Here is a 23,406-nt window from a genome sequence, read left to right as displayed (position 1 = left end):
TTTACGTCCTCGAAGTTTTCCTGTAGAAACCAACTTTCAGTCCCTTCCTGCAAGCCTCTATCTCCAGGGCCACGGCCAAATGGACCTTTCCATGGAAGCTCTTTCTCGTGGGATCTCGGTATACTTCACCACCCTTATGAGGATGGTAGAAGACCTAAAAAGGGCATACGAAAATCAATCTTTAATGAGGCGGATGAAGGTATATTCTTCTACAAAACTGCTCGTCGTGGATGAAGTGGGATACTTACCTTTAGACAGCCTTGGTTCAAGCTTATTTTGCCAGCTTATAAGCGCACGTTACGAAAAGGGGAGCATCATACTTACGAGCAACAAGGGATTTGGGGAATGGGGAGAGCTGATGGGCGATTCAGTGTTGGCGACAGCAGTGTTGGACAGGCTATTACATCATGCCCATATCATTAACATCAGGGGAAACAGTTATCGCCTAAAGGACAGGGCGAAGACGGGGCTGTATAAAAACCCCCAAGCCAATGTTTAGTTAAAAGCTGGGGTGGGGGTCATTTTTAAACCGGCACAGATGGGTCAAATTAAAGCCGGCGTTGACAACTTGTCTCTTGCCGGTTATTGAACTTCATATGAGGGATGGAAACAGAACGAAGACCTCATACAAATTTATAATGAGCTCAGTTATTGAACTTCATATCTCAAGTTGTTGGATGGAGGTACGACCGCACCTCCTGCACTTCCACCTCTGCAGTCTCTGAATCTTTAGGTATATCCTCTTACCGCAAACGTAAGCATGCAGCACCTTCCTTGGTCTTGCATGGCCGTGTCTGTAAAGACACTTTGAGCCGCAGTGAGGACAGAAGCTCTTCTTCTCCTTTCTTGGCTGAACTTTATAATTACAATGACGTCTTCATCTGCCTCCTTTACTTCTTCTATTACCTTTAGATCGTCTAGCCTGAGCAAATTGTTGATACAATATTTATGGCCTTTGGCCATGGTGACAAGAGCCTCCTTTCTTGATGGGTTTGGTTAGTTCTTACCACTATTATATTTTTGTGTCAAATTTCCACACTAAAGATTATAGAGCCTGGCGATTTTCCTCAAATTTGATAAAAGGGCAACCATCCCGAGAATCTCTGTTTCCAGATCGTGTGAGGATGAGTTATACAACAGGCTCTTAAGAAAAAAATGTTTAAACAACATCAGCCTCAACTAATAGACTCGTTACATTGTCACACTAATAATCTCAATTTGTACTAGCACTACTATGATACCAGTGATATAGAAGTACACCGAGTATAATAAACACTCCGAAATACGACCATACATCAGGTTTTATAAGCATCAGGCTACTAATCCCCATCAAAACTCTTTCCCAAAGCGAGAGTTTTCCCACAAAGTAGCCATGAGTACAGCATGCTGTAGATAAACATGTCACAACGGCTATGCCCGTGGAGGTTAATAATTTTGGCAATGTTACGCCTATCCCCAGCAACTCTGGTCGATACACCATAAGAAATGGAAGTAAAAACCCCGGTACAGCCATACGGAATGCAGTTATGGCTGTCTTATTTGGGATCGAACCCGCAATTCCTGCCGCAGTATATGAAGCCAAAGCCACAGGAGGCGTAATCCCAGAAAGGCAGCCATACCAAAAGACAAAAAAATGGGCTGCAAGAGGGGGGATGTTCATACGTATCAGGGCTGGGGCAGTAACAGTTGCTACCACTACATAACAGGCTGTGGCAGGAAGACCCATGCTTGCCACCAAGGAGGTGAAAAGTATAAGCACCAATGCGAGTAATACGCTACCCCCCGAAAGTTCTATTATGTTATAGGCAAGCGTAGAGCCTAATGCAGTCATACCTGTAACTCCAACTATTATACCTGCCACAGCACAAGCTAGACCAATTGGAACCATTCGACGTGCCCCACTATCAAGTGCGTCAATAATCTTTCTACCCAGATTCATCCTTGACTCTCTACCAACAATGCTAATTAATACAGACGATATCATGCCTTCAAATGCTGCCTTTATCACGGTGATCCCTGTAACAATGCCATAAACGACTACAACTACTGGAACTATCAGGTATCCTTCCTGTTTAAGCACTTGCCTGAGCCTGGGAAGATCATTTTTTGGCAGGCCTTTAAGTCCCAAGCGTTGTGCTTCCATCTCGATCACAAACCACAAAGATATATAGTAAAGAATAGCAGGTATTATAGCAGCATACATGATTGTAGCATATGGAACCCCGAGAAACCCAACCATAAGAAATGCAGCTGCCCCCATCACTGGTGGCATGATCATACCACCAGTTGATGCTAAAGCTTCCACACCAGCAGCGAAGTCTGGGGAATATCCTATGCTTTTCATAAGAGGAATAGTAAAACTACCAGAAGTAGCAACATTTGCTATGGAGCTACCGCTTAGGGTGCCCATTAAAGCAGATGATACCACTGCTACTTGGGCTGGGCCACCTCTTCTATGACCCAATAGCGCTAACGCGAAATTGTTAAAAAACTCGCCAACCCCCGTCTTTGCAAGAAGTTCGCTAAAGAGCACGAACAAAAAAAGATACGTAGCAGAAATAGTTAACGTAGTACCAAAAACACCTGTATCTATCATGAACATCTTGAACATTATATTTGACCACGAAAAACCACCATGAGCTAAAATACCTGGAAAGTACTGTCCGTACCTAGCATAGAGCAGGAACATGATTGATAATATCGGAAGTATTAGTCCTGCAGCCCTTCGACATGCTTCGAGTGTAAGCACAAGTCCCACACCTGCAATTATGTAGTCCCGAGGAATAGGGACCATACCTCTAGTATAAAGGGCATTAAATGAGAAGCAAAAATATAGAGTGCATCCTACACTCACAATAGCGAAGATCAAGTCTATGATCCTAAATAGCGTTGCTCCACACTTCATTGGATACATCAAGAAACATAACAATAGCAGAAATGATAGATGTATCGCATTAATTTTAAGTGTTGGAAGATATGAAAAACTGTTTGCCCATATCTCAAACAACGAAAAGGCCACAGCAATCACAGAACATATAGCCGCTACTCTTGACTGCTGCATCAAGTTTGACTTGGTTTTCGAGGCAGCAATATTAGTTGTCATCCTCATACCCCCTTCATTTCACGTACGTACTATGCTTTTAGTAAACCCTACCTTGATATGATAAGAGGTCCCAATTATATGGCGAGGTCCCAATTCCAAAAAATCAGAACCTCCCCTTTTGTGTTTGCATTGTCTTGCTTGCTTTTGTAGTTCAGCGCAAGTCTTTATTCCTTGCATTCTGGTGGAACTAACTTCTCCGGTATGTCAAGGCCACATTCCTTGAAGTAACGTAGTGCCCCGGGATGGAGTGGAGTAACCAGACCATTCAAAGCATGCTCGAGCGACATATACTTAAGTGCATCATATGACATGTGAATATAGTCAAGGTTCTCAAAGATGGTTTTGGTAATTTTGTATACAAGTTCTTCCGGGATATCTTTCCTGATGCCTAAAGTAGTTGTAGTAGTAATAGTGTGTACATCATAATTCTGGCCAGGATATGTATTAGCTGGTATCGTAAACTCAGTAAACTCCGGATATAACTCACAGGCACGCTTAATCTCCTCTTGAGACATAGAGAGCAATCTGACTCCCGCCTTGCTGGCAAATAACTCAAGCACTGAAGGATGAGGAATCCCCCCAGAAAGCTGCGCAGCCACAATACGACCATCCCTTATAGCATCTACAGACTGGGAGAAACCAAGAAACTCTGGAATTATATCTTTATAGGTCATCCCGGCACCAGCCAAGGCAGCTATTGTACAAGGCTCAGTACCACTTCCAAGTTGACCAACAGAGATCCTCTGGCCCTTCAAATCTTGAAATGTTTTAATGCCTGATTTTTCAGTCACGACCATTTGAGCAACGTTTGGCCACAATATCGTTATCATTCGAACATCTTTATATGGCCTATCCTTAAATGCTCCTCTACCATAGCATGCATCAACGACAACGCTAGTTATAAGAACTGCCGCTTCCGCCTCACCTCTCGACATCATGTTAATATTCTCAGGAGAGCCACCCGATTCTTGAGCTGATGCTATGATCCCTTCACAACCTAACTTGTCGTTGATAAGACTCGCAATAACTGAACCGGCAGGATAAAAAGATCCTCCCATACTAGCGGTTGGTATACGAATAAAAACCTTGCCAGCCGCCTCTCCACCATTACTGCTCATGCCCATAGTTAGCATGAGCACAACAAGCACCATTGATACCTTCATGAAAACACGCATAGAATCCCTCCCTGATTTTTTTTAATTATGGGCTAGAGAGGTACAACCTAAGCTAAGCTAAATTATATAATTATATAGACTTTATTAATCCCTCTTTCATGAGCAATTTGGTCATCTCCTGAGCAAAATGTATCCTTTCATCCGCCATCTTGACCAGCTCATCTCGGGTCGCTGTTAACTTTGCAACGCCCTGTTCGATAGCTTTTGCTCCGACCGATGCAGCAACCTCGGGATACACCCACGTTTGATCCATGGTGGGGATTAAACAATCTTCATTTAAACCTATCTTTTCGGCACAATCGGATAACGTCTTGGCAGCAGCAATACACATCTCATCAGTAATTACAGATGCCCTTACATCGAGCGTTCCCCTAAAAACTGCTGGAAATATAAGCGAGTTATTTATCTGGTTAGGGAAGTCGGACCTTCCCGTCGCCACTATTCGTGCACCAGCCTCCTTGGCTTCCCAAGGCCATATCTCGGGAATTGGATTGGCACAGGCAAAAAGCATGGCATCTTTGGCCATTTTCGCCACCCACTCCTTTTTCACTACATCAGGCCCTGGTTTGGTGTAGCAAAATACTACATCCGCATCCTCAAAGATTTTCTCCTGAGGTCCACTTACCTTCTCTGAGTTTGTGATCTGTGCAAGATGTAGTTTAACGTCGTACTTAACCCCCTCTAGATCTTGTCTATCCGAATGAATTACTCCTTTGCTGTCTGCTATTAATATGTTCTTTGGGTCGACACCAGCGCTTATTAAAACCCTTATCGTTGCAACGTTGGCAGCGCCGCAACCCAAGAAACCAACCTTGATCTCCTCGATCTTCTTGCCCGTAACCTTAAGTCCACTGTACAATCCGGCAAGGTTAACCGCAGCAGTTCCCTGCTGATCGTCGTGCCATACGGGTATCTTGCAATCTTTTCTAAGTTCGTCAAGTATGTAAAAACACTTTGGTTGAGCTATATCTTCAAGGTTTATCCCTCCGAAGGCAGGAGTTAAATTCTTGACCGTCTCTATAAATTTGTCGGGGTCCTTCGTATCAAGGCAGATGGCCACGGCATCCACACCACCAAGATACTTAAAGAGCATGCACTTTCCTTCCATGACGGGCAATCCAGCTTCGGGTCCTATATCTCCAAGGCCCAACACCCTGGTGCCGTCGGTAACCACTGCTATCATGTTCGCCTTATTGGTAAATTCATAAACCAATTCGGGGTTTTTGTTTATTTCTTTGCATGGTTCCGCAACTCCTGGAGTATACCATATGGCGAAATCGGAGATATCCCTTATACAACACTTCGGTACCGTTTGCATTTTTCCCCTATAGAAACGATGCAGCTTCACAGCTTCCTCTGCAGGCTTTTTGGCCCTTTCTAGCATTTCTTCCTTAGTGAGTCCCATTTATAATTTTTCCCCTTTCGAAAATAATTTCTCATTACTATAAAAATTTAATACATAGCTAGACTGACAATTAATACTTGGATTATGCTAATTCGATCTTCTTAAATCTCTCCCGACCTATCTTATATAGATCGTTTCCCTTGCTGTCTATTACTACAACTACAGGAAAATTTTCAACTCTTAACTTATATATAGCTTCAGGACCTAAGTCAGGGAAGGCCAAAACTTCCGCTTCTTTAATGCTATCGGCAAGAAGTGCCCCCGCTCCACCTATGGCAGCGAAGTATACTGCTTTATATTCAACGATGGCCTCAACAACTTCACGGGAACGCAGCCCTTTACCAATCATGCCTTTAAGTCCATGCTGCAATAAAATAGGAGTATAGGGATCCATACGCCCGCTTGTCGTTGGACCGGCAGAGCCTATAACAGTTCCAGGTTTGGCTGGACATGGGCCTACATAGTATATTATTTGCCCTTCCAAATTAAAGGGGAGTTTCTCACCCTTTTTAATAATTTCATATAAACGCTTATGAGCAGCATCACGTCCAGTATATATAATCCCGTTTAATAAGACCTTGTCTCCACAATTTAAACTCTCTATAACATCTGTGGTTAGAGGGGTGGTTAATAACTTCGACATATATGAATATCCTCCTTTTCAGCTTATATTTCTACTTCTAAGTGACGTGCCACATGGCATTGGATATTTATGGCAACTGGCAAACATGCAATATGAGTCGGATAGGTTTCAATGTTCACGCCAAGGGCAGTTACAAGACCCCCAAACCCTTGAGGTCCTATGCCAAGTTTATTAACCTCTTTAAGCAACTCTCGCTCAAGATTAGCAATTTCTGGTTGCGGATGATGTTGCCCGAGGGGACGAAGGAGTGATTTTTTTGCAATGAGGGTAGCAATTTCAATAGTCCCGCCTACCCCAACTCCTACGATTATCGGAGGACAGGGATTGGATCCGGCTCTATCGACCGTCTCCAGTACGAACCTCTTAATACCTTCTACTCCATCGGCAGGCTTTAACATGCGCAATGCACTCATGTTTTCACTACCACCGCCTTTAGGGGCAAATATTATATTTATTTTGTCACCTGGTACTATTTCCGTATGAATTATGGCAGGCGTGTTATCATTTGTATTCTTTCTGCTTAAAAAGGGGTCTACAACCATAGATTTACGAAGATATCCATTGGTATATCCACACCTTACGCCTTCGTTTATGGCATCGTTTAAGCTGCCCCCAACGACATGCACATCTTGACCAACTTTTAAGAAGACAACGGCAAAACCTGTATCCTGACAGATAGGGATGTTTTTTCTTTCGGCAATCTCAGTGTTTTTAATGATATCTTTTAATACTTCTTTTCCAAGAGGAGATTCCTCTTCCTCTAATGCTTGGCATAAATTATCTTTAACATCTTTGGGAAGCTTTATATTGGATTCGATGCAAAGTCTTTCAACGACAGGTATTATTTCATCCACATGTACTTCTCTGATACCCATTTACATATTTCCTCCTTCTTACGAATAGTTAAAAACAAGTCTCCTAAAGAATTTGTTATAAATTTTAATCTATTTAATTCTCTCAGCTATTCAATCATGATAAACTAATAGTTACAATAGTCATATAAATATATCTTAAGCTTAATCATTTTTTAGCTACCTTGAAAGAACTTCGTTTGCACCCTTATCTTCAATTTTTATATTCTTAGACGCCTTCCTTGCCCACAAATATACTATTATTATAAGCGCAATTCCTATTGCAATTCTTGTATAGGACAAACTATAAGGCAATGTAAGAAGTCCCCCGCCGAACAAAAGAACCCTAAATAACGTTTTTAATGTTACTTTCCATATTCCTACTATTGATGCTACCAAGCTAAAAACAGATAACAAGGCTAAAAAGATGGATACCGCACATTGAAATAAGGTCCCATTTAATATTAGAGCGGTATTATAAGTAAACAAGAAAGGAGCAATGTAAGCTGCTAGGCCTAATTTTACGCCAAGATAACCTGACTTCATGGAGTCTGCTCCAGCCATTCCAGCGGCAGTAAAACTAGTAACTGCAACTGGGGGTGTAACGCCTGCTAGAGCCGCGAAATAAATTACAAATAAGTGAACAGCAATTGGCGATAAACCTAATTGAATTAAAGGAGATGCAGCTACTACAACAGTAATCAGATATGCAGGTGTAATATTCATGCCCATGCCAAGAACAATACAAACGCACATCGCTAACAATAAGGATAAAAATATACTTTGGCCTCCTATAGAAAAAATTGTAGAGCCTATTTTAATACCTAACCCAGTTTTATTTAGCATCCCAACTACAATTCCGGTACATGCCATAATTATAACGGTAGAAATGGAAGACCGTATGTCTGAATCTATCGCCTTAATTAAAGTCTTTATCCCAAATCTGTTTTCCTTAACTAATAAAGAAACAGCTATAACACTTATAATCGCACCAAAGCAAGCAAAGGTTGGTGACCAGCCTTTAACCATAAGGTAAACTATTACAAACATGGAAACCATAAAAGAAGCACCTTTTTTAAACAATTGCAATGTAATCTTAGGTACTTCTTCCTTAGGCATGCCCTTTAGTCCTTCTTTTATTGCTGTTAAGTGAATATAAATATATAATCCAAAATAATAGAGAAATGCTGGTATAGCTGCATAAACACAAAACGATAAATAATTAATTCCTAACATTTCAGCCGCTAGAAAAGCTACTGCTCCCATAACTGGAGGAGTAATAACGCCTCCTGTAGAGGCAATTGCTTGAATGGCAGCAGCCATTTCCGAACTAAATCCTGATTTTTTCATCGCTGGCATAGTAAATCCTCCAACGACGCATACGCTAGCAATAGGACTTCCTGAAATTGTTCCGAATAACGCGCTACATATAACAGCTATCTTTGCAATTCCTCCTATTGTGGTACCTACGACAGCTTTAGCAAATTCAATCATAAAGTCTCCACCCTTTGAAGCAGTTAAGAAAGACCCATATATAGTAAACATGATTATGTACGTTGCTGAAATTGAAGCTGGCAGGCCAAAAATCCCATCGGTATACATTGTTAATTGTTCAACAATTCTAGGGATAGATATGTGAGGAATATGAAATTTACCCGGAATTAAGTAACCAAAATAAGCATACAGTATTAGAATGCAGGCCATAACCATCAATGTCTTGCCGGCAATCCTGTAAACTGCATCTAATATGAGATAAACAAATAATATTCCAAAAAGTATATCAACTAATGGCACTTCATCATAATAAATCATCCTAAAGATCAGCCGTTTATAACTTAAAGACATATATATAAATACAGCGAAAACTAGACCTATACGAACAATATCAGCCATATTGATATGCGTTTGAGAATAATCATCATCTTTATTCGTATATAGGGCATAAATTAGTATCATGAAAAAGCAAAAATGGAAGCAATAATACCATATTGTCTCCGGAAATGAATAAACAATACAATAAATATGAAATAAAGCACCTGACACAGTATACGCTGTTAAAATCTTATTAAATCGACTGGATAACTTTCTTTTTACAGTTTTTCTAATCTTTTTTTTCTCACCTGTTGTAGCCATGCTCATTCTCCTCAATTGTATCGTTTTTATCATGTCTACATCGTTTATCATTTAAAATTAACATAATTATTTATATGCTTCGTCAACCAACCATATTATCTTACCCCCTTCTATATAATAAATTAACCCTACAATACAGAAGGGGGTCTTTATAGAATTTACTCTGGGAGAGCCATATCCGGAGTTCCCGCCTTGCTCTGGATAGCCTCTGGGTAATATCTCTCCAACATTTCCTTGACAATTGCAGCCTGTCTTGCCATATCTCTGCCGTTTTGCGCTGTCGTAAGTTGACCATGTCCTGCAACTACAGAATTGCCGGTTTTAAGATGAATCGGCGCCCCTATGCGTACCATTTCTGGAGCTTCATATACACGTATAAATCCACCTGATCCCGGAGGGTTGTCGGTATGAACATCCAACGGTACATCGACTGTTGCCCTCAATGCGGCGATCATGGGCAACGTCAAATCCCTAACTGGATTTATTGAATCCGCTCCCAAATCCTGCAACATCTTGAAGCTAGCGGGATTACCATGGCCTACATGCCCAGAAAGTTTGAAATGCATGTTTTTGGGGAGTTCCCCCGCTTTGCGCATTTCGTTCAATACCCAAAGAAGGCCTTCATCATAAACCAGAACTCCTCGTCCTCCAACCTCGGCTATTCGCTTTACGTCTTCGACTGCCCTTACAACCTGTTCCATGCCCCTAAGGCGATAGCTTATTCTGACACCTTGTTCGCTCAACCTTGTGGCGCTTGTATCATAAGTTGCTCTAGGGCCAACTGATAAATTCAACTCTACCTTATATTCCTTTGCAATAGCTACATATTCCTTTAGCTCTGCTAAGGTATGACGAAAACATCCGTATGTCTCATCTACTCTGTTAATAGTTATGCCAAGTCTGGTAGCTTCTTCCATTAATGCTTTCATGGCCTCTGCTGTGTTAACAGTGGGGACCTCGAGGCGATAATGTGCCCCATCCGGGAATTTCTTTGTTGATGTTGGCAGACTGTACAAATCTCCTTCCGGCAAACCTAATTTCTTAACAAAAGCTCTAGTCTTATCAAACATTCTTTACTTCCTCCTTTTCATCAACATAAGATTATTTTAGCAATTCATAACAGTAAAAACACGACGATCCAACCTACATTATTACAATCAGCTCCTTTCATGATTTCAGTGTAGCATAATAAAATTACATTAAATTGTAATCAAAGCTTATTTATCATTTAATTCATTGACAATGCTTCAATCTTGAACCACGGAAAAACTAAACATTTACATCTCAAAAGGAAACAATCAATACCTATATCATTTTAGAAATTTATTCAACACAATATGGCCCGTAAAAACTAACAACTACTTCTATACTAAAAAGTTACCCCCGCTTCCTCATATGCCCTTTTTGCTCCTGGATGTAAAGGCACACCTCCAGTTTCTGCAAGAGATTTTACATCTATATCTTTAAGCATAGCGTGTAAACTCTTCAGGTAATCGAGATTTTCTACAATCGCCATAGTCACGTTATAAGCTACTTCCTCAGGCATATCAGAACTCACAAGCATCACAGACTTTGCCCCAAAAGTAGTAATTGGCTTTTTCACAAAATTATATGTACCTGGAGGAATTTCGACTTTTATATAATTATATTTTTTAACAAGATTGTTCACTACCTCGTCATTCATGGACAATAAAGTCAAATCATGATTAAGTGAAAGCTCTGAAATAGGAGCAGTAGGAACAAGGGCTACAAGAAAACAACCATCTGCACCACCGCTTGCTATCATGTCAGCTGCATCACTCATTTCCTTATAGAGAGTCTTGCCTCCCCATTTTTGAAAATCTTCAATCTTTAAGCCGTACTCTCCAAACAAGCGCTGTGCAGCAATATAATGTGTTTCAGACGGGGGTCCCCACGAAATACGGAGCTTGGGCTTTTTTTGAATAAACTCGTCAAAGGAAGTTAACCCTGTTTTTGAAAGCACTATAAATTGAGCTGCGCTCATCCCCATTGCGCCTAATGCGGCAAGTTTGCTTGAATCTCCTCCTTTTTTAATCTGATCTAACACTAAGTTACCTTGCACTAGAGCTAAATCTCCATCTCCTTTTGCTATTCTGACTACATCTGAGAGGCTCGATCCAGGTTCGACCGTGCACTGCCATCCAGGAAGACTCCTAGTAACGCACTCGCCAATACCACCCAGAACAATGTAATATGTACCTCCAGGAGAAGCTCCAATGAACCTTAGATGTGGTGTCGTTTTAGTAGCTTGAGCAATAGCCATCGAATTTATAAACACACAAAGAGCCAATGCAATGATGGTAATTTTTAATAACCTTAAACACTTACTACTCAATTGCACTTTAATCCCTCCTTTTCACCGCACTCTTGACATTTACGGGCCATATTGTATACTAACAAGCTAAATTCCAAATAGATTTATCAATGCCTTTCTAAGCAATTCGCCGGACATGTCCCTTCTATACTCCGAGGAAGCTCTTACATCGTTTATTGGATTTATTTCCTCTTTAATAGTTTGAACAGCAGTTTTTAAATTTTCCTCTGTAATTTTTCCCCCTATAAGTATTTTTTCAGTATTTTGCGCCCTTATAGGCGTTGGCGCCACAGCTCCTAAAGCAATTTTAATATCGCTTATAACGTTATCCTTCATTTGAACAAATACAGCAATTGAAATTAACGAGAGCGTGAAAGCGTTTCTCCTACCTAGCTTAATAAATGTTGAATTCCCATTGCGTTTAGGAATGATAATTTCAGTCAGAAGCTCATCCGATTTCAATTTTGTTTTACCTGGCCCCACAAAAAACTCATTAATTGGCACGAGTCTACTTTTTCCTTTGCTTTGCAATCGCAAAGACGCGTCTAATGCCAAAAGAGATACCGCAGAATCTGCAGCAGGGGATGCATTACATATATTTCCTCCTATTGTGGCCCAATTTCTTATCTGCATGGAACCTATCTGGTCAATTGCTTTTTTTAGTAAGGGACAATTGTTCTTAACAATCTCAGACTCAATAACCTCCGAAAGCGTAACTGTTGCACCTATTCTTAGTCCTTCTTCTTCAAAAACAATATGTTTGAGCTCATCTATTGATTTTATATCAAGAATATTTATATTATCTATTAATAGTAATTTACCTGATCTGACGGCAGGAATGACATCAGTCCCTCCGGCTAATATTTTAACATTTTCTTTGCAATTGTCTAGAAAATCTAGAGCTTCAGTTAAGCTTTTTGGGCAAAAATAGCTAATTTTAGATATACTTCTTGAGCCTATAAAGTTCCTCAATGTGTACATCCTCCTATTTCAAATTATCTAATGATTGGAAATAATAAATTCTCTAAAAAAATGCTAATAAACTTAAAGTCACCACCAGTAACCAGCATCTTTATATTTCTTAGCTTCACGTATTGCCCTTATTATATTAGTGTATCCTGTACAACGACACAAATTACCCTCAAGTCCTTTGCGGATGTCTTCTTCCGTGAAATCGTCCCATGTATTTATCAAATAATATGACGTCATTACCATTCCTGGGGTACAATACCCACATTGCATGGCGTAATTTTCCACAAAGGCTTTCATAAGAGGATGCATATTACCATCTTTCATTAACCCTTCTACAGTAAGCACTTCTGCTCCATTGATTTGGGGAGAAAGGACAAGACAGGAACACACAGGTTTTCCATTAAGCAGTACAGTACATGCTCCACATTCTCCTTCCTCGCAACCTCTATGGACACTCTTAAGGTCTAATTTCTCTCGAAGCAGATCCAAAAGCGTCGTTCTCGCATCTACTTCTAATTCATACGAACGCTGATTGATCCTTGTATTAATTGGAACTTGCATCACCTCACTCAACCTCCTCTTTGCTTTCTAAAATCCATCCCCTTATCCTCTCTGGAGTTGCGGGTGATTCGGTTACCACAATCCCCAATGGAGATAGTGCATCTTCAATTGCATTAATGACAGCTACTTTACTTCCTATTATAGGAGCTTCACCCATTCCCTTAGTTCCTAACTCAGTGAAAGGAGAAGGAGTACATAAATGCTCGACAATAACATTTGGTGAATCCAGCGTAGTAGGTATAAGATAATCCGAATAGGAATTACTTAGAAGTTCTCCTTTTTGGTTATACACTAGTTCTTCGTATAGGGCTTCTCCTATACCTTGCATTATGCCGCCATAGATTTGTCCATCGACGATATTTTCATCTATAACAGTACCTGCATCATGTACATGAACATATTTTAAAATATTTACCTGTCCAGTATGTTTGTCTATCTCCAAAACAACTAAATCAACTCCTGCACAGAAAGTAGTATAAGTGCTCTTCGGATGTCGAGCAGTATTTGGACTAAACCAAGTAGCAGAAACATCCAGAACCACTTCATGGTTTATTTTTTTCTCAGTTCCTAACCCTATTGGACCTGGGGAGAAATATGCTTTCCTTGCTAGTTCCTTGAAGGTTATTTCTTTATGTGATGTCTTTGAATAAACTACGCTTTCTTTAATATCCAGGTTTGACGGAGATTCATTTAAAAAATCCGCTGCGAAACTTATTATTCTTTGCCGTAATAGTTTAGCAGCTTTAGCCAAAGCACTAGTGGGATAGACTGCTCCTCTACTAGAAAATACTGCGGTAAACACCATATCAGAGTTGTCCCTTTTTACCTCAATGTGATCCATTTTGACACCTAAGATATCTGCTGCGATCTTTCTTCTAGTAATAGTAGAACCTTGCCCTATATCTGGTTGCCCGGCTTCTACTTCAATAAGACCATCCGGTGTCATCCGCACTCTGGCCATAGTCAAAGCATTCGTACTAGTTCCTAGTCCAGCTGGCTCTACGGTAATGCCAATGCCTACGCCTAAATAACGATCTTGCTCTCTTCTCTTCTGCTTTTCTTTCTCCCAATAAGGTAGATTACCTAATTCCAACGCTTTCTCTAGTAAAGCTTCGTAATTTCCACTATCATAAACATAACCCGTTATTTGTTCATAAGGAAATTCCTCCTTTTGAATGAGGTTCTTTTTCCTTATTTGGACAGGATCCATATGGAGCTCTCTTGCAGTCATTTGAACAATTCTTTCCATAAACTTAATCCCTTTGTCTTTTCCGAAACCCCTATAAGCTCCATAAAAAGATTTATTGGTGACTACACCGTAAACATCCACCTCTAATCCTTTGAGATGATATGCATTAGGTATTGCTTGACAAGCGGGAGCCAAAGTACGCGCTGCACCCTCTCGACAAGTGCTTTCAACTCCTAAATCTACCAGCAATTTAGCTCTAATCCCCAATATCGTACCGTCATTCTTTATAGCTACCTCGCCTTTCCAAAGAACATCTCTCTGATGAGGACCAGTAACAATAAATTCTCTCTTACTTTCAACCCATTTAACAGGTCTGCCTATAAGTATTGCAGCTAAAGCTACTACTGTTTCTTTCCACCAATTTAACTTATTGCCAAATCCCCCACCCACATCTGCCATTGTTATTTTCACTCTTGTCATCGGTAATTTCAACGCTTGAGCTAAATAATATTGTGCTCGTGAAGGAGATTGTGTAGAACTCCACACATTTAATATTTCTGTCATTTTATCGTAGAACGCCACACACCCTCTTGCCTCAATAGGAAAGCCTGAGGCTCTATTCTCACGCCAACTCACCTTAAGTATGCGATCAGCTTCTTCAAATGACCGTTGGACATCTCCAAATTCAACTTTCTTATGAATCTGGATATTGTCACCCCACTCCTCATACAATAACGGACTAGCAGGCTCTATAGCCTTAGTTAAATCCACAACTGGTTCTAAAGGATCATATTCGATGTCTATCAGGTTAGCAGCATCTGAGGCTATATCCGGGGACTCGGCTATTACTGCTGCAATTGGTTCTCCATAAAATCTCGCTTTATCCAAAACAAGTGGATAGACAATTGGTGTTCTCCAAAGCCAATCTGAGGATCCAAATGTCGGAGGCAAGGGGTTCATCGCTTCCAAAATCTCTTTACCTGTTAAAATGGTGATAATACCCGGTAACGATAAAGCTTGCTGTAAGTCAATCTTCTTTATATTAGCATGCGCATACGCACTTCCTACAAATAAACAATAAGCCATATTTGGCATAACAATATCATCAACATATATCCCTTTACCGGAAATGATCTTTTCCTCTCTTGTTTGCATTAATAATCCTCCATCCAAGCATCAAATCAAAACAAAATCATGCCTACATTACCTTACTTAGGAAATTCTATATCTCTCATTAAGGGATTCTCTGATAATTCGTATCCGTAATCGGGAACTGGCCAATTATATTTCTTACGTTGAAGAAGTCTGTATACGCCAGCATGCTTTTTCGATTCCCAACCCATACCGCTTGCTGGTATTAATCGGGGGTCATGATCTTCTATGTAAATGTAACCTTTCTCCTTGGCAATTTTGACTAATTCTTCACCTGCTTTAGTTCTAACTACAGTTGCAACCCAACGCTTGTCTTTATATCCAATATCCTGAAAGATATCGCCGCAGGAGACGTCAGCCACTTCCGATGAAAAGTCAACGCAAACCAAACAACGATCTCTCTTATAGCTGGTTGGCCCAAAAAGATGCCATGTATAATCATGCTTACTTGCCACATAGCGTATCTTGTCATCAGTAGTAAGCACTTCAAGACCTCCTGGCCATTTTCCACCTCTATAATCCATAGCTTTAATGGTTTGGATATCCTCGATTTTGCCAAATTCCTGCAGAAGGTGTTTTGTACCTTCCCAATAATATGTTGCAGCACAGAATAAACCTAATACGAGTTTAACTGAATTAGCAATCTTTTTAGTCTTTTCGCTTAGCTGTAATTTCCTAATGCCGTGAACATGACATGGACAGCCTACTATCCCAATATTTTTATAACCTTTCTTGACTGCATCATACAAAAGCGCATTATTAGGCACGACCATCATGCCCGTCCTCAGTGCCTTTAATACCTCCTTGGCATTTGTAGCTATAAAAGGTTTACAACGCCAAGGCTTATCATCTCGCCAACCCGCAAGAAGAACAGCATCAATTAGTTTTTCTTCTAACGCACATATTAATAAAGAAGAAATCATTCCTCCGCTGCTGGTCATACCCCTAATGTCATTGTCCTTGGAATAACCCCTACCACAATAACGATATATGCCAATATGATCATTTTCAAAGTCACGTTCTTTTCCCAGGAATTGTTTATCCATTTGAGGCAATGGTATATGTTTTCCAGGGCAAACATCATAACAAGCACCACAGTTACTACACTTACCAGTTAAAATTGGCTCAGGTTCATCTGCTTCATAATCCATCGATATAGCATTTAAAGGACACACTCCTGCACAAGTTCCACATCCTGTACATAGTCCAGCATTAACTACATCTTCTTTCAAACCTTGGAATCCTATTGTTTCATGCATAGAAGCTCCCCCCCTAATGATGCTAACCTATGAAAGAGGTGCGTAAACGGTTTCTAACCATATAGCTCCATTGGGATAAAAATACGGACCTCGTTTTGTTCCTGGAGCAAAACAACCATAGTAACCTCTCTTGTAAGTTTTATTTATTCCGGGTTCAATAACTATTCCCTTTAAAATCATTATCTCAACCCACATTTTCTCGTAAACAAAAATTTTATTTTGGGGATTAGCATAGTTTTGAATACACTCGTTAAGATCTGGCTGAAAAAGTACTAATCTAGTAAATCCTCCACTTTTGGTATCACTACACAAAATCTTTTCATATATCCCTTCAAACCCTTTTACAGGTTTCCAAGGTAGTACTTCAGTATCAAAAAATTCCAATTCTGGCTTATTCCATAAATGTTCAGGTGTTTTAACCTCATAACTTACAGCACCAGTAGGATGGAAAAACGGACCATGTTTCATCCTCGGTGGCCGACAAGCAAAATAGCCTTCTTTAAAAGTACGATTTAAACGTGTATCAATGAGGGTACCAAAAAACGAATAGACTTCTTCCCATTCATCTTCATGTATTAGCATCTTATTAGATGGCGAATCATAAGCACGAATAGCTTCATCAAGATCCGGTTGACTTAAAATCAACCTGGTATATGCACCAGTATCGGGATCCTTTGCCAATATCTTCTCATACTGTCCTGGAGCATTTTTGATAGGACTATATGGCATAACCTCTGTGTCAACAAAATTAGTAACTGGTTTTGACATAACCATTGCCTCCTTTATTTCTTCTTTATTTAATACTCTTCAATACAACTTATTTAATAAAACAACAAGCAATAAACCGCTCTGCTATTTTTATTTTGTTACAAACCAATTAATCGGTTCCAAGATATACTCATGTGCAAGTGTTTTATGTTTGATATTATCAATTAATTCTACTTTAAAATAAGGTTCATAATTCAATTTGCCCCCAATAATCGGGAAGGTACCAGAAAAAATGACAGCCCCCGTGAGATCCCCAAGTACCCTTTCCCTTGCTTTCTTAATTAATTCTTCAGGTCTAAGTATTGTATTCAATTTTCCTTCTTGATACAATTTTGCAACTCCTTTTTCTTTGACCCAAGCTTTCATAACAAGTTCATCCCAATGATCTTTGACATCTTCATATATCCACACTTTTTTAGAAATAACGTTAGGATAGATTTGTTTGGAAAGCACTACGTTATATTTCTCTAATTCTCTATCGGTATGATCACTACCTATAGTAACATAAAAATCATTATTATTAATAAATAAAAGGACGTATTCAACTTCACCAGAACTTTTACTGTTAGGCAAAACTTCTATTACATTACTAGTAGTAATTCTGTCCTTAATTTTAGGATTATAACTTGGAATATCAGAGCTGACAGTAATTCCTTCAGCTTTTAATTCTTCTAAATGCTTAATAATATCTTTGGGATCTCGAGAGGTTCTTCCCATGTTAACCATTTTTTTCACTTCAAATGTTACAATCTTCTCCTGCTTACTATCTATCACTAGCTCTAATTGTTCGGGCATTATTTTATTTCCCTCCTTAATATTTATAATTTATATTAAAAAAATATTAAATACTAATTCAGTAAATAACATATCCTATCCTTAACTCATTAATTTCCTACTATTAATTAGATCGGCAAAACTATCTTTCTAAGATGGCCTTCCTCTTCACGAACTTTTCTAACATCATTCATATCAATCTCAGCTTTGACGATCCCGCCAAATATGCCAGAAGTTGCTATCGCTATGCCATGAGGATCCACAATAGTACTGTGACCTAAATATTGAGCACCACGATTTATGCCAGCACAATTACAAGAGACTAAGTAGCATAGGTTTTCGTTTGCACGAACACAATTCATATCCATCCAGTTTTCCACCCTTACTAACGTCCAAGCAGCAGGTTGTAAGAAGATCTCGACTCCTTTTTGGACAGCCATTTTGCGATAAAGCTCAGGAAAACGCAAGTCATAACAAATACCAAAGCCAACAACGCCAAAGTCCGTGTTAACCGCAACAATCTCATTGCCCGGTTTAACATATTTATATTCTTCCGAACCCTTTCGGGTAACTAAATGTATTTTTCTATACTTCCCAATAACTTCCCCCTTAGGATCAATAAACACGGCTGTGTTATATAAATTGTCTCCATCTCTTTCAATAATGGTTCCTGCCAAAATATAAGCTTTGACTTGCTTAGCCTTTTGAGCAATCCGACTAATGGTTTCTCCATTTAAAGATTCGCTCTCTTCTTGATATTGTTCAAAACAACGCCAGCCAATGTTCCACACTTCAGGCAGAAGAATTAAATCAGCATCCTTCGCCTGATCAATAAGACCTTCTACCTCTGTTATCCTTTCACTTTTAGTCTTATTATCAGAAAACCAATACTGAATCGACGCCACTTTGATCATCATTTTTCTCTCCTCCCACCTATCTTATTTTTTCAGTTATTAATCTATATTACCTACTATTATATTAAATCCATTCCCATGTAATGATTATTCAGCGGTAGAAATATTTGAAGTCCCAGAGATTGAGTAAAATGATAAATGCGCACTTGTGTATTATTAATATGCTTATACGCCCATTCTTCCGCCTCTTTTGAATTGCCATCTGTGATCGCATTAGCTATATTAGTATGTTCAATCCAAATTTCTTTTGGCCACTTTTCGAAGGGCATTGGAACGTTTTCCTTAGGAAAGGAGGTTGCATTCCGTTCGTATAAACGTATTATGCCTTCGTGCAATCTACATAAGACATCGTTACGAGTGGCTGCCACTACCAGAGCATGAAAGATAGAATTCCATTTCTCGCCAAGCGATGCCTTTTCTGGGACATCTTCCTTGAAAAGCCTTTCCATTTCAACAAGAGTAACTTGAAGTTTTTCGACATCAGAGTCGGTTCGCCTTTTTGCAGCTATCGCAGCTGCTTTAGGCTCAAGTATCATCCTTGCTTCGAATACTTGAGGGAGGACGTCTAAAGGCCAGTCAGCAAGAAAGGAGAGGGGAAGAGTTATTTCACTCCATGATTTTTCTTTTATAAAGATACCTTGGCGATCGCGAACCTCAATTATCCCTAATGCCTCAAGTACGGCAAGGGCTTCTCTGATAAGTGGTCGTGTGACATTAAAAAAAGAAGCTAATTCGCGTTCACTGGGTAATTTGCCACTTTGACCTAATTTGCCTTCCTTTATTTGATTGTAAATACAAATGGCCAATTCTTTTCTTGTAATCATAATGACACCTCATGATTGGTATACCACGGTAGTCCAACTGTAATATATCCTAACATATGTTTTTTTATTAGTCAAGCTAAAGAAAAAATTTATTGTGACCGGACAGCGATAATGTCACCCTTTAAGGGGACAAGGAAAATGTCACCCCTATGAGTCATAATACTGAACATGAAGAAGAATGCGGGTGACCTCAAAATGTCTTTGAAACAAGCGCGGAAGCTGGTTGTTTTGGAACGCCTCTGTGAGGGAAGGATATCGAACCGAGAGGCGGCATCATATCTGAACCTGTCCATCAGACAGACACAGCGGGCCAAGTCCCGGTTCAGGGAAGTGGGAGTTGAGTCACTGATACACGGCAATACCGGCGGCAAGCCGCCGAACTACGTGGCGGAACATATTCGGGACTTTGTCGCCCAACAAGCAATGACTCAGTGGAAAGGAGCAAGCTCAAGCCATATGTCGGAATTGCTTCTTGAGGAAAAAGGGCTTTCACCTTTCGGCAAAGACGATTACTCGGATTCTTAAAAGAAGGGGGATCAAAAACCCTTTCACCCACAAAGGGCCTAAGAAGCACCGCCGCAGGGAGAGGAAGAAGCGGTTTGGAAAGACAATCCAGATCGACGCCTCGTTCTTCGACTGGCTCTGTAACGGCTCCATGCTCTCCCTGCACGGCGCCATCGACGACGCAACGGGGAAGATCCTCGCCCTGTGGCTAAAACCTACGGAATGCCTCTTCGGCTATTTCCACGTCCTGGACCGCATGATACGAAAATACGGCGTCCCGGGGATTTTATACTCCGATGCCCATACGATCTTTTTCTCTCCCAAATCAGGGAAGCTTTCCGCCAAAGAGGAACTCAAGGGCTACACTATCGCTCTCACACAATTCGGGAAAGCCCTGGATATCCTGAACACCCAGCCGCTGAAGGTATCTTTCAGCACAGGCGAAAGGGCGGGTGGAACGCCTCTGGGGTACCCTGCAGCACCGGCTCGTCGTCGACATCTGCCTGACGGGCATCACTTCCATCGAGGAGGCCAATGCTTTTCTTGCCACATATCCTGACAAGCACAACGAAGGCTTCGCCGTGAAGCCGGAAAGGAAGGAATCAGCTTTCCTGCTAGCTCCTCCCCCCGACGACCTACCCTAGATCCTCTGCAAAAGGGCGTTCCGCAAGGCCTCGGGAGACTCCACCATCTCCTGGAAGGGAAAGAAGCTCATGCTCCTGGATGAAAAGCACCGACAGAAACTCCTCAAGCGGGGGTCCGCCATCGAGGTCCTGACCCTTTTGGATGGATCCGACGTCGCTCTACCCGACGGAAAGATCTATCAACTTGACGTACCAAAAGACTCCTTGAAGGATACTGCAAAGAAGACTGAAAAGGACGCGAAAGAGAAAACCCCTGTAATACCCGCTCCTGACCATCCATGGAGGAGGTGGTACGGCAACAAGCCAAACCCAAGGGAACAGATTCACCCAGTTACAACGGCAGCGAAGGAGGGATGACATTTTCCCTGTCCGTTGACAGCTAAAGAAAAAATTTATTTTAAAAATTTTGCAAAAATATTCTAGTTGAATGCTCAAGACAATTATCTCCCTTACAAGCCTTCCCATACATGATCAAGATACTTCCGCCAGTTCATGATCCTATTGCAGATCTTTTTCAATGCACAAGTCCACCTTCAACCTATCTAGACAAGCGCTCTCACCTTCTGCAAAATGCACCGTACATCTGGCTGCAGTCCTTATAAGTAATGAAAGGATATCAATCACCATTTAGCCTACTCGATTATTAGTCACTTGAGAGTAAATGACTGTAGAAGCTGGCATAGTTGCTATCTCGGCAACAACGTTATATTTACTTGTTTAAGCAATTGGGAAGGATTAACTTTTTGTATGATCTATCCTCGCCTTATGAAATTACAGGTTCCTCCTCATAAGCTGTTGTATCCACTGAAGTCAAGCTCGCTTAGTTAGGAATATCAAAAGTGATAGCCATTCTCCCAACAAATATATCGTACAAATAAAAGCTTTATATTGTACTGATAGGATGTTCTCGAAGATTTTTTATGGTATTTTGATATGGAACACGGAACTGCTTGACAATATCCCTGATAAAGGGTAAATTTTTAATGAAGTTAGGCTTATCTAATAAAGAGAGGCGATGCAAACTATGAATCGTTTTGTATATCTAGATCACTCAGCAACGACGCCCGTGGACCAAAAAGTCCTGGAGGCGATGCTGCCCTTCTTCTCCATGGACTTCGGAAATCCAAACAGCCTTCATGCCTGGGGAAGAAAGGCAAGGCAGGCGGTCGACCAAGCAAGAGACGAAGTTTCCCGGCTGATCAATGCCGAACCCTCTGAGATCATATTTACTGGTGGAGGCAGCGAAGCCGATAATATAGCCATAAAGGGCGTTGCCTTCGCGAAAAAGGACAAGGGGCGCCACATAATAACCTCGGCGATAGAACATCACGCCGTCTTAGACACATGCAAATGGCTCGAAAAAGAGGGCTTCGACATCACCATCCTTCCCGTAGACGAATACGGCACAATACGGCCCGAGGAGTTGAGAAAAGCTATTCGGCCCGACACTATACTGGTTACTATTCACTTTGCAAACAACGAGATAGGAACGGTCCAACCAATCGAACAGTTGGGGAACATATGCCGCGAGCAGGGCGTGCTGTTTCATACAGACGCAGTTCAAGCAGCGGGACACATCTCCATAGACGTCAAAAAACTTCCAATAGATTTGATGACCATGGCGGCACATAAGATGTACGGTCCGAAAGGAGTCGGGGCCTTATATATCAAAAAGGGAGTTAAAATCGTTCCTCTGATTCACGGAGGAGGCCAAGAGAGGGGATTGCGCTCGGGCACTGAAAATACGGCCGGAATAGTCGGGTTCGGCAAGGCTGCTGCTTTAGCCTCAGACAGGCTTGCCAAGGAAGAGACGGAAAAGGAAAGAAATTTGCGCGATCGCCTGATAGACGGAATCTTGGAGAAAATTGAAGATGCGATGCTCACAGGCCACAGAACGGAGCGCCTGCCCTTCCACGCGAGCTTCTGTTTCCGTTACATTGAGGGAGAATCCTTGCTTTTGCGTCTGGATGCCCTGGGGATCGGGGCAAGCAGCGGTTCGGCCTGCACATCGGGCAGCCTTGAGCCAAGCCATGTCTTGCTAGCCATAGGGTTACCTCATGAGATAGCCCACGGTTCTTTGAGGCTTACCCTTGGGAAGGACACAAGCGAGGAAGACATAGATTACGTATTGGAAAATTTGCCAAAAGTAGTAGAGTCGTTAAGGGCCATGTCCCCTTACGGCAAAAGGGGGTAATATGTA

Annotated in this window: 23 protein-coding genes; 5 read left to right on the top strand and 18 right to left on the bottom strand. The window is 40.9% G+C overall.

The features are described from left to right. Window positions 1-499: ATP-binding protein (locus tag B3N34_RS03320; RefSeq protein ID WP_286974932.1), on the top strand; the 499-nt coding region annotated here is incomplete at its 5' end. Window positions 500-658: 159 nt separating this feature from the next. Here the strand turns inward: B3N34_RS03320 and B3N34_RS03315 are convergent. From B3N34_RS03315 to B3N34_RS03230, 18 genes are all read right to left on the bottom strand, one after another. Then, complete coding sequence (locus B3N34_RS03315) at window positions 659-769, bottom strand: hypothetical protein (RefSeq protein WP_286974930.1); 111 nt, start codon at window positions 767-769, stop codon at window positions 659-661. Beyond that, the gene (locus B3N34_RS03310; protein ID WP_286974928.1) at window positions 730-963 is read right to left on the bottom strand and encodes a hypothetical protein; all 234 of its coding nucleotides are present in this window, start codon (window positions 961-963) and stop codon (window positions 730-732) included. The genes B3N34_RS03315 and B3N34_RS03310 overlap by 40 nt, the downstream gene beginning before the upstream one ends. 250 nt (window positions 964-1,213) lie before the next feature. Next, complete coding sequence (locus tag B3N34_RS03305; RefSeq protein ID WP_286974926.1) at window positions 1,214-3,103, bottom strand: TRAP transporter permease; 1,890 nt, start codon at window positions 3,101-3,103, stop codon at window positions 1,214-1,216. 164 nt (window positions 3,104-3,267) lie between these two features. Further along, window positions 3,268-4,278, bottom strand: coding sequence for a TAXI family TRAP transporter solute-binding subunit (locus B3N34_RS03300; RefSeq protein ID WP_286974925.1), 1,011 nt, complete (start codon window positions 4,276-4,278; stop codon window positions 3,268-3,270). 70 nt (window positions 4,279-4,348) lie between these two features. After that, window positions 4,349-5,683, bottom strand: a complete 1,335-nt coding sequence (locus B3N34_RS03295) for an NAD(P)-dependent malic enzyme (RefSeq protein ID WP_286974924.1) — start codon at window positions 5,681-5,683, stop codon at window positions 4,349-4,351. Window positions 5,684-5,765: 82 nt separating this feature from the next. After that, entirely contained in the window at window positions 5,766-6,326 is a 561-nt protein-coding gene (locus tag B3N34_RS03290) for a Fe-S-containing hydro-lyase (RefSeq protein WP_286974922.1), read from the bottom strand. A 23-nt stretch (window positions 6,327-6,349) separates the two neighbouring features. Continuing rightward, a complete protein-coding gene (locus B3N34_RS03285; RefSeq protein WP_286974920.1) occupies window positions 6,350-7,201 on the bottom strand; it encodes a fumarate hydratase in 852 nt (283 codons plus the stop codon). 156 nt (window positions 7,202-7,357) lie between these two features. After that, on the bottom strand, window positions 7,358-9,310 hold the full coding sequence (locus B3N34_RS03280; protein WP_286974919.1) for a TRAP transporter permease: 1,953 nt from the start codon (window positions 9,308-9,310) through the stop codon (window positions 7,358-7,360). 158 nt (window positions 9,311-9,468) lie between these two features. Beyond that, window positions 9,469-10,380, bottom strand: coding sequence for a hypothetical protein (locus B3N34_RS03275; protein ID WP_286974917.1), 912 nt, complete (start codon window positions 10,378-10,380; stop codon window positions 9,469-9,471). 299 nt (window positions 10,381-10,679) lie between these two features. Further along, a complete protein-coding gene (locus B3N34_RS03270; protein ID WP_286974916.1) occupies window positions 10,680-11,672 on the bottom strand; it encodes a TAXI family TRAP transporter solute-binding subunit in 993 nt (330 codons plus the stop codon). A gap of 60 nt (window positions 11,673-11,732) precedes the next feature. After that, on the bottom strand, window positions 11,733-12,617 hold the full coding sequence (locus tag B3N34_RS03265) for an FAD binding domain-containing protein (RefSeq protein ID WP_286974914.1): 885 nt from the start codon (window positions 12,615-12,617) through the stop codon (window positions 11,733-11,735). Window positions 12,618-12,695: 78 nt separating this feature from the next. Beyond that, the gene (locus B3N34_RS03260) at window positions 12,696-13,178 is read right to left on the bottom strand and encodes a (2Fe-2S)-binding protein (protein ID WP_286974912.1); all 483 of its coding nucleotides are present in this window, start codon (window positions 13,176-13,178) and stop codon (window positions 12,696-12,698) included. Window positions 13,179-13,182: 4 nt separating this feature from the next. Then, window positions 13,183-15,522, bottom strand: a complete 2,340-nt coding sequence (locus B3N34_RS03255) for a xanthine dehydrogenase family protein molybdopterin-binding subunit (RefSeq protein WP_286974911.1) — start codon at window positions 15,520-15,522, stop codon at window positions 13,183-13,185. A 53-nt stretch (window positions 15,523-15,575) separates the two neighbouring features. Further along, a complete protein-coding gene (locus B3N34_RS03250) occupies window positions 15,576-16,778 on the bottom strand; it encodes a Coenzyme F420 hydrogenase/dehydrogenase, beta subunit C-terminal domain (RefSeq protein WP_286974909.1) in 1,203 nt (400 codons plus the stop codon). A gap of 27 nt (window positions 16,779-16,805) precedes the next feature. Further along, window positions 16,806-17,546: a hypothetical protein gene (locus B3N34_RS03245; protein ID WP_286974907.1), complete on the bottom strand. Its 741-nt coding sequence runs from the start codon at window positions 17,544-17,546 to the stop codon at window positions 16,806-16,808. 90 nt (window positions 17,547-17,636) lie between these two features. Further along, window positions 17,637-18,341: a DUF2848 family protein gene (locus B3N34_RS03240; RefSeq protein WP_286974906.1), complete on the bottom strand. Its 705-nt coding sequence runs from the start codon at window positions 18,339-18,341 to the stop codon at window positions 17,637-17,639. A gap of 107 nt (window positions 18,342-18,448) precedes the next feature. After that, window positions 18,449-19,237, bottom strand: coding sequence for a nitrilase-related carbon-nitrogen hydrolase (locus B3N34_RS03235; protein ID WP_286974904.1), 789 nt, complete (start codon window positions 19,235-19,237; stop codon window positions 18,449-18,451). Window positions 19,238-19,293: 56 nt separating this feature from the next. Beyond that, entirely contained in the window at window positions 19,294-20,058 is a 765-nt protein-coding gene (locus B3N34_RS03230; RefSeq protein ID WP_286974902.1) for a FadR/GntR family transcriptional regulator, read from the bottom strand. A gap of 195 nt (window positions 20,059-20,253) precedes the next feature. Between B3N34_RS03230 and B3N34_RS03225 the strand changes: the two genes are divergently transcribed. From B3N34_RS03225 to nifS, 4 genes are all read left to right on the top strand, one after another. Beyond that, window positions 20,254-20,583 (top strand): hypothetical protein, encoded by a 330-nt coding sequence (locus B3N34_RS03225; RefSeq protein WP_286974900.1) that lies wholly within the window; start codon window positions 20,254-20,256, stop codon window positions 20,581-20,583. Continuing rightward, entirely contained in the window at window positions 20,531-21,121 is a 591-nt protein-coding gene (locus B3N34_RS03220; RefSeq protein WP_286974898.1) for a hypothetical protein, read from the top strand. The genes B3N34_RS03225 and B3N34_RS03220 overlap by 53 nt, the downstream gene beginning before the upstream one ends. 154 nt (window positions 21,122-21,275) lie before the next feature. Continuing rightward, a complete protein-coding gene (locus B3N34_RS03215) occupies window positions 21,276-21,563 on the top strand; it encodes a hypothetical protein (RefSeq protein ID WP_286974896.1) in 288 nt (95 codons plus the stop codon). 667 nt (window positions 21,564-22,230) lie between these two features. Beyond that, window positions 22,231-23,400, top strand: a complete 1,170-nt coding sequence (nifS, locus tag B3N34_RS03210; protein ID WP_286974894.1) for a cysteine desulfurase NifS — start codon at window positions 22,231-22,233, stop codon at window positions 23,398-23,400. Window positions 23,401-23,406 lie beyond the last annotated feature (6 nt).

It is taken from the genome of Acetomicrobium sp. UBA5826 (assembly GCF_002433005.1).
Classification (GTDB): domain Bacteria; phylum Synergistota; class Synergistia; order Synergistales; family Acetomicrobiaceae; genus Acetomicrobium.
This window is presented reverse-complemented; position numbering and strand designations above follow the sequence as displayed.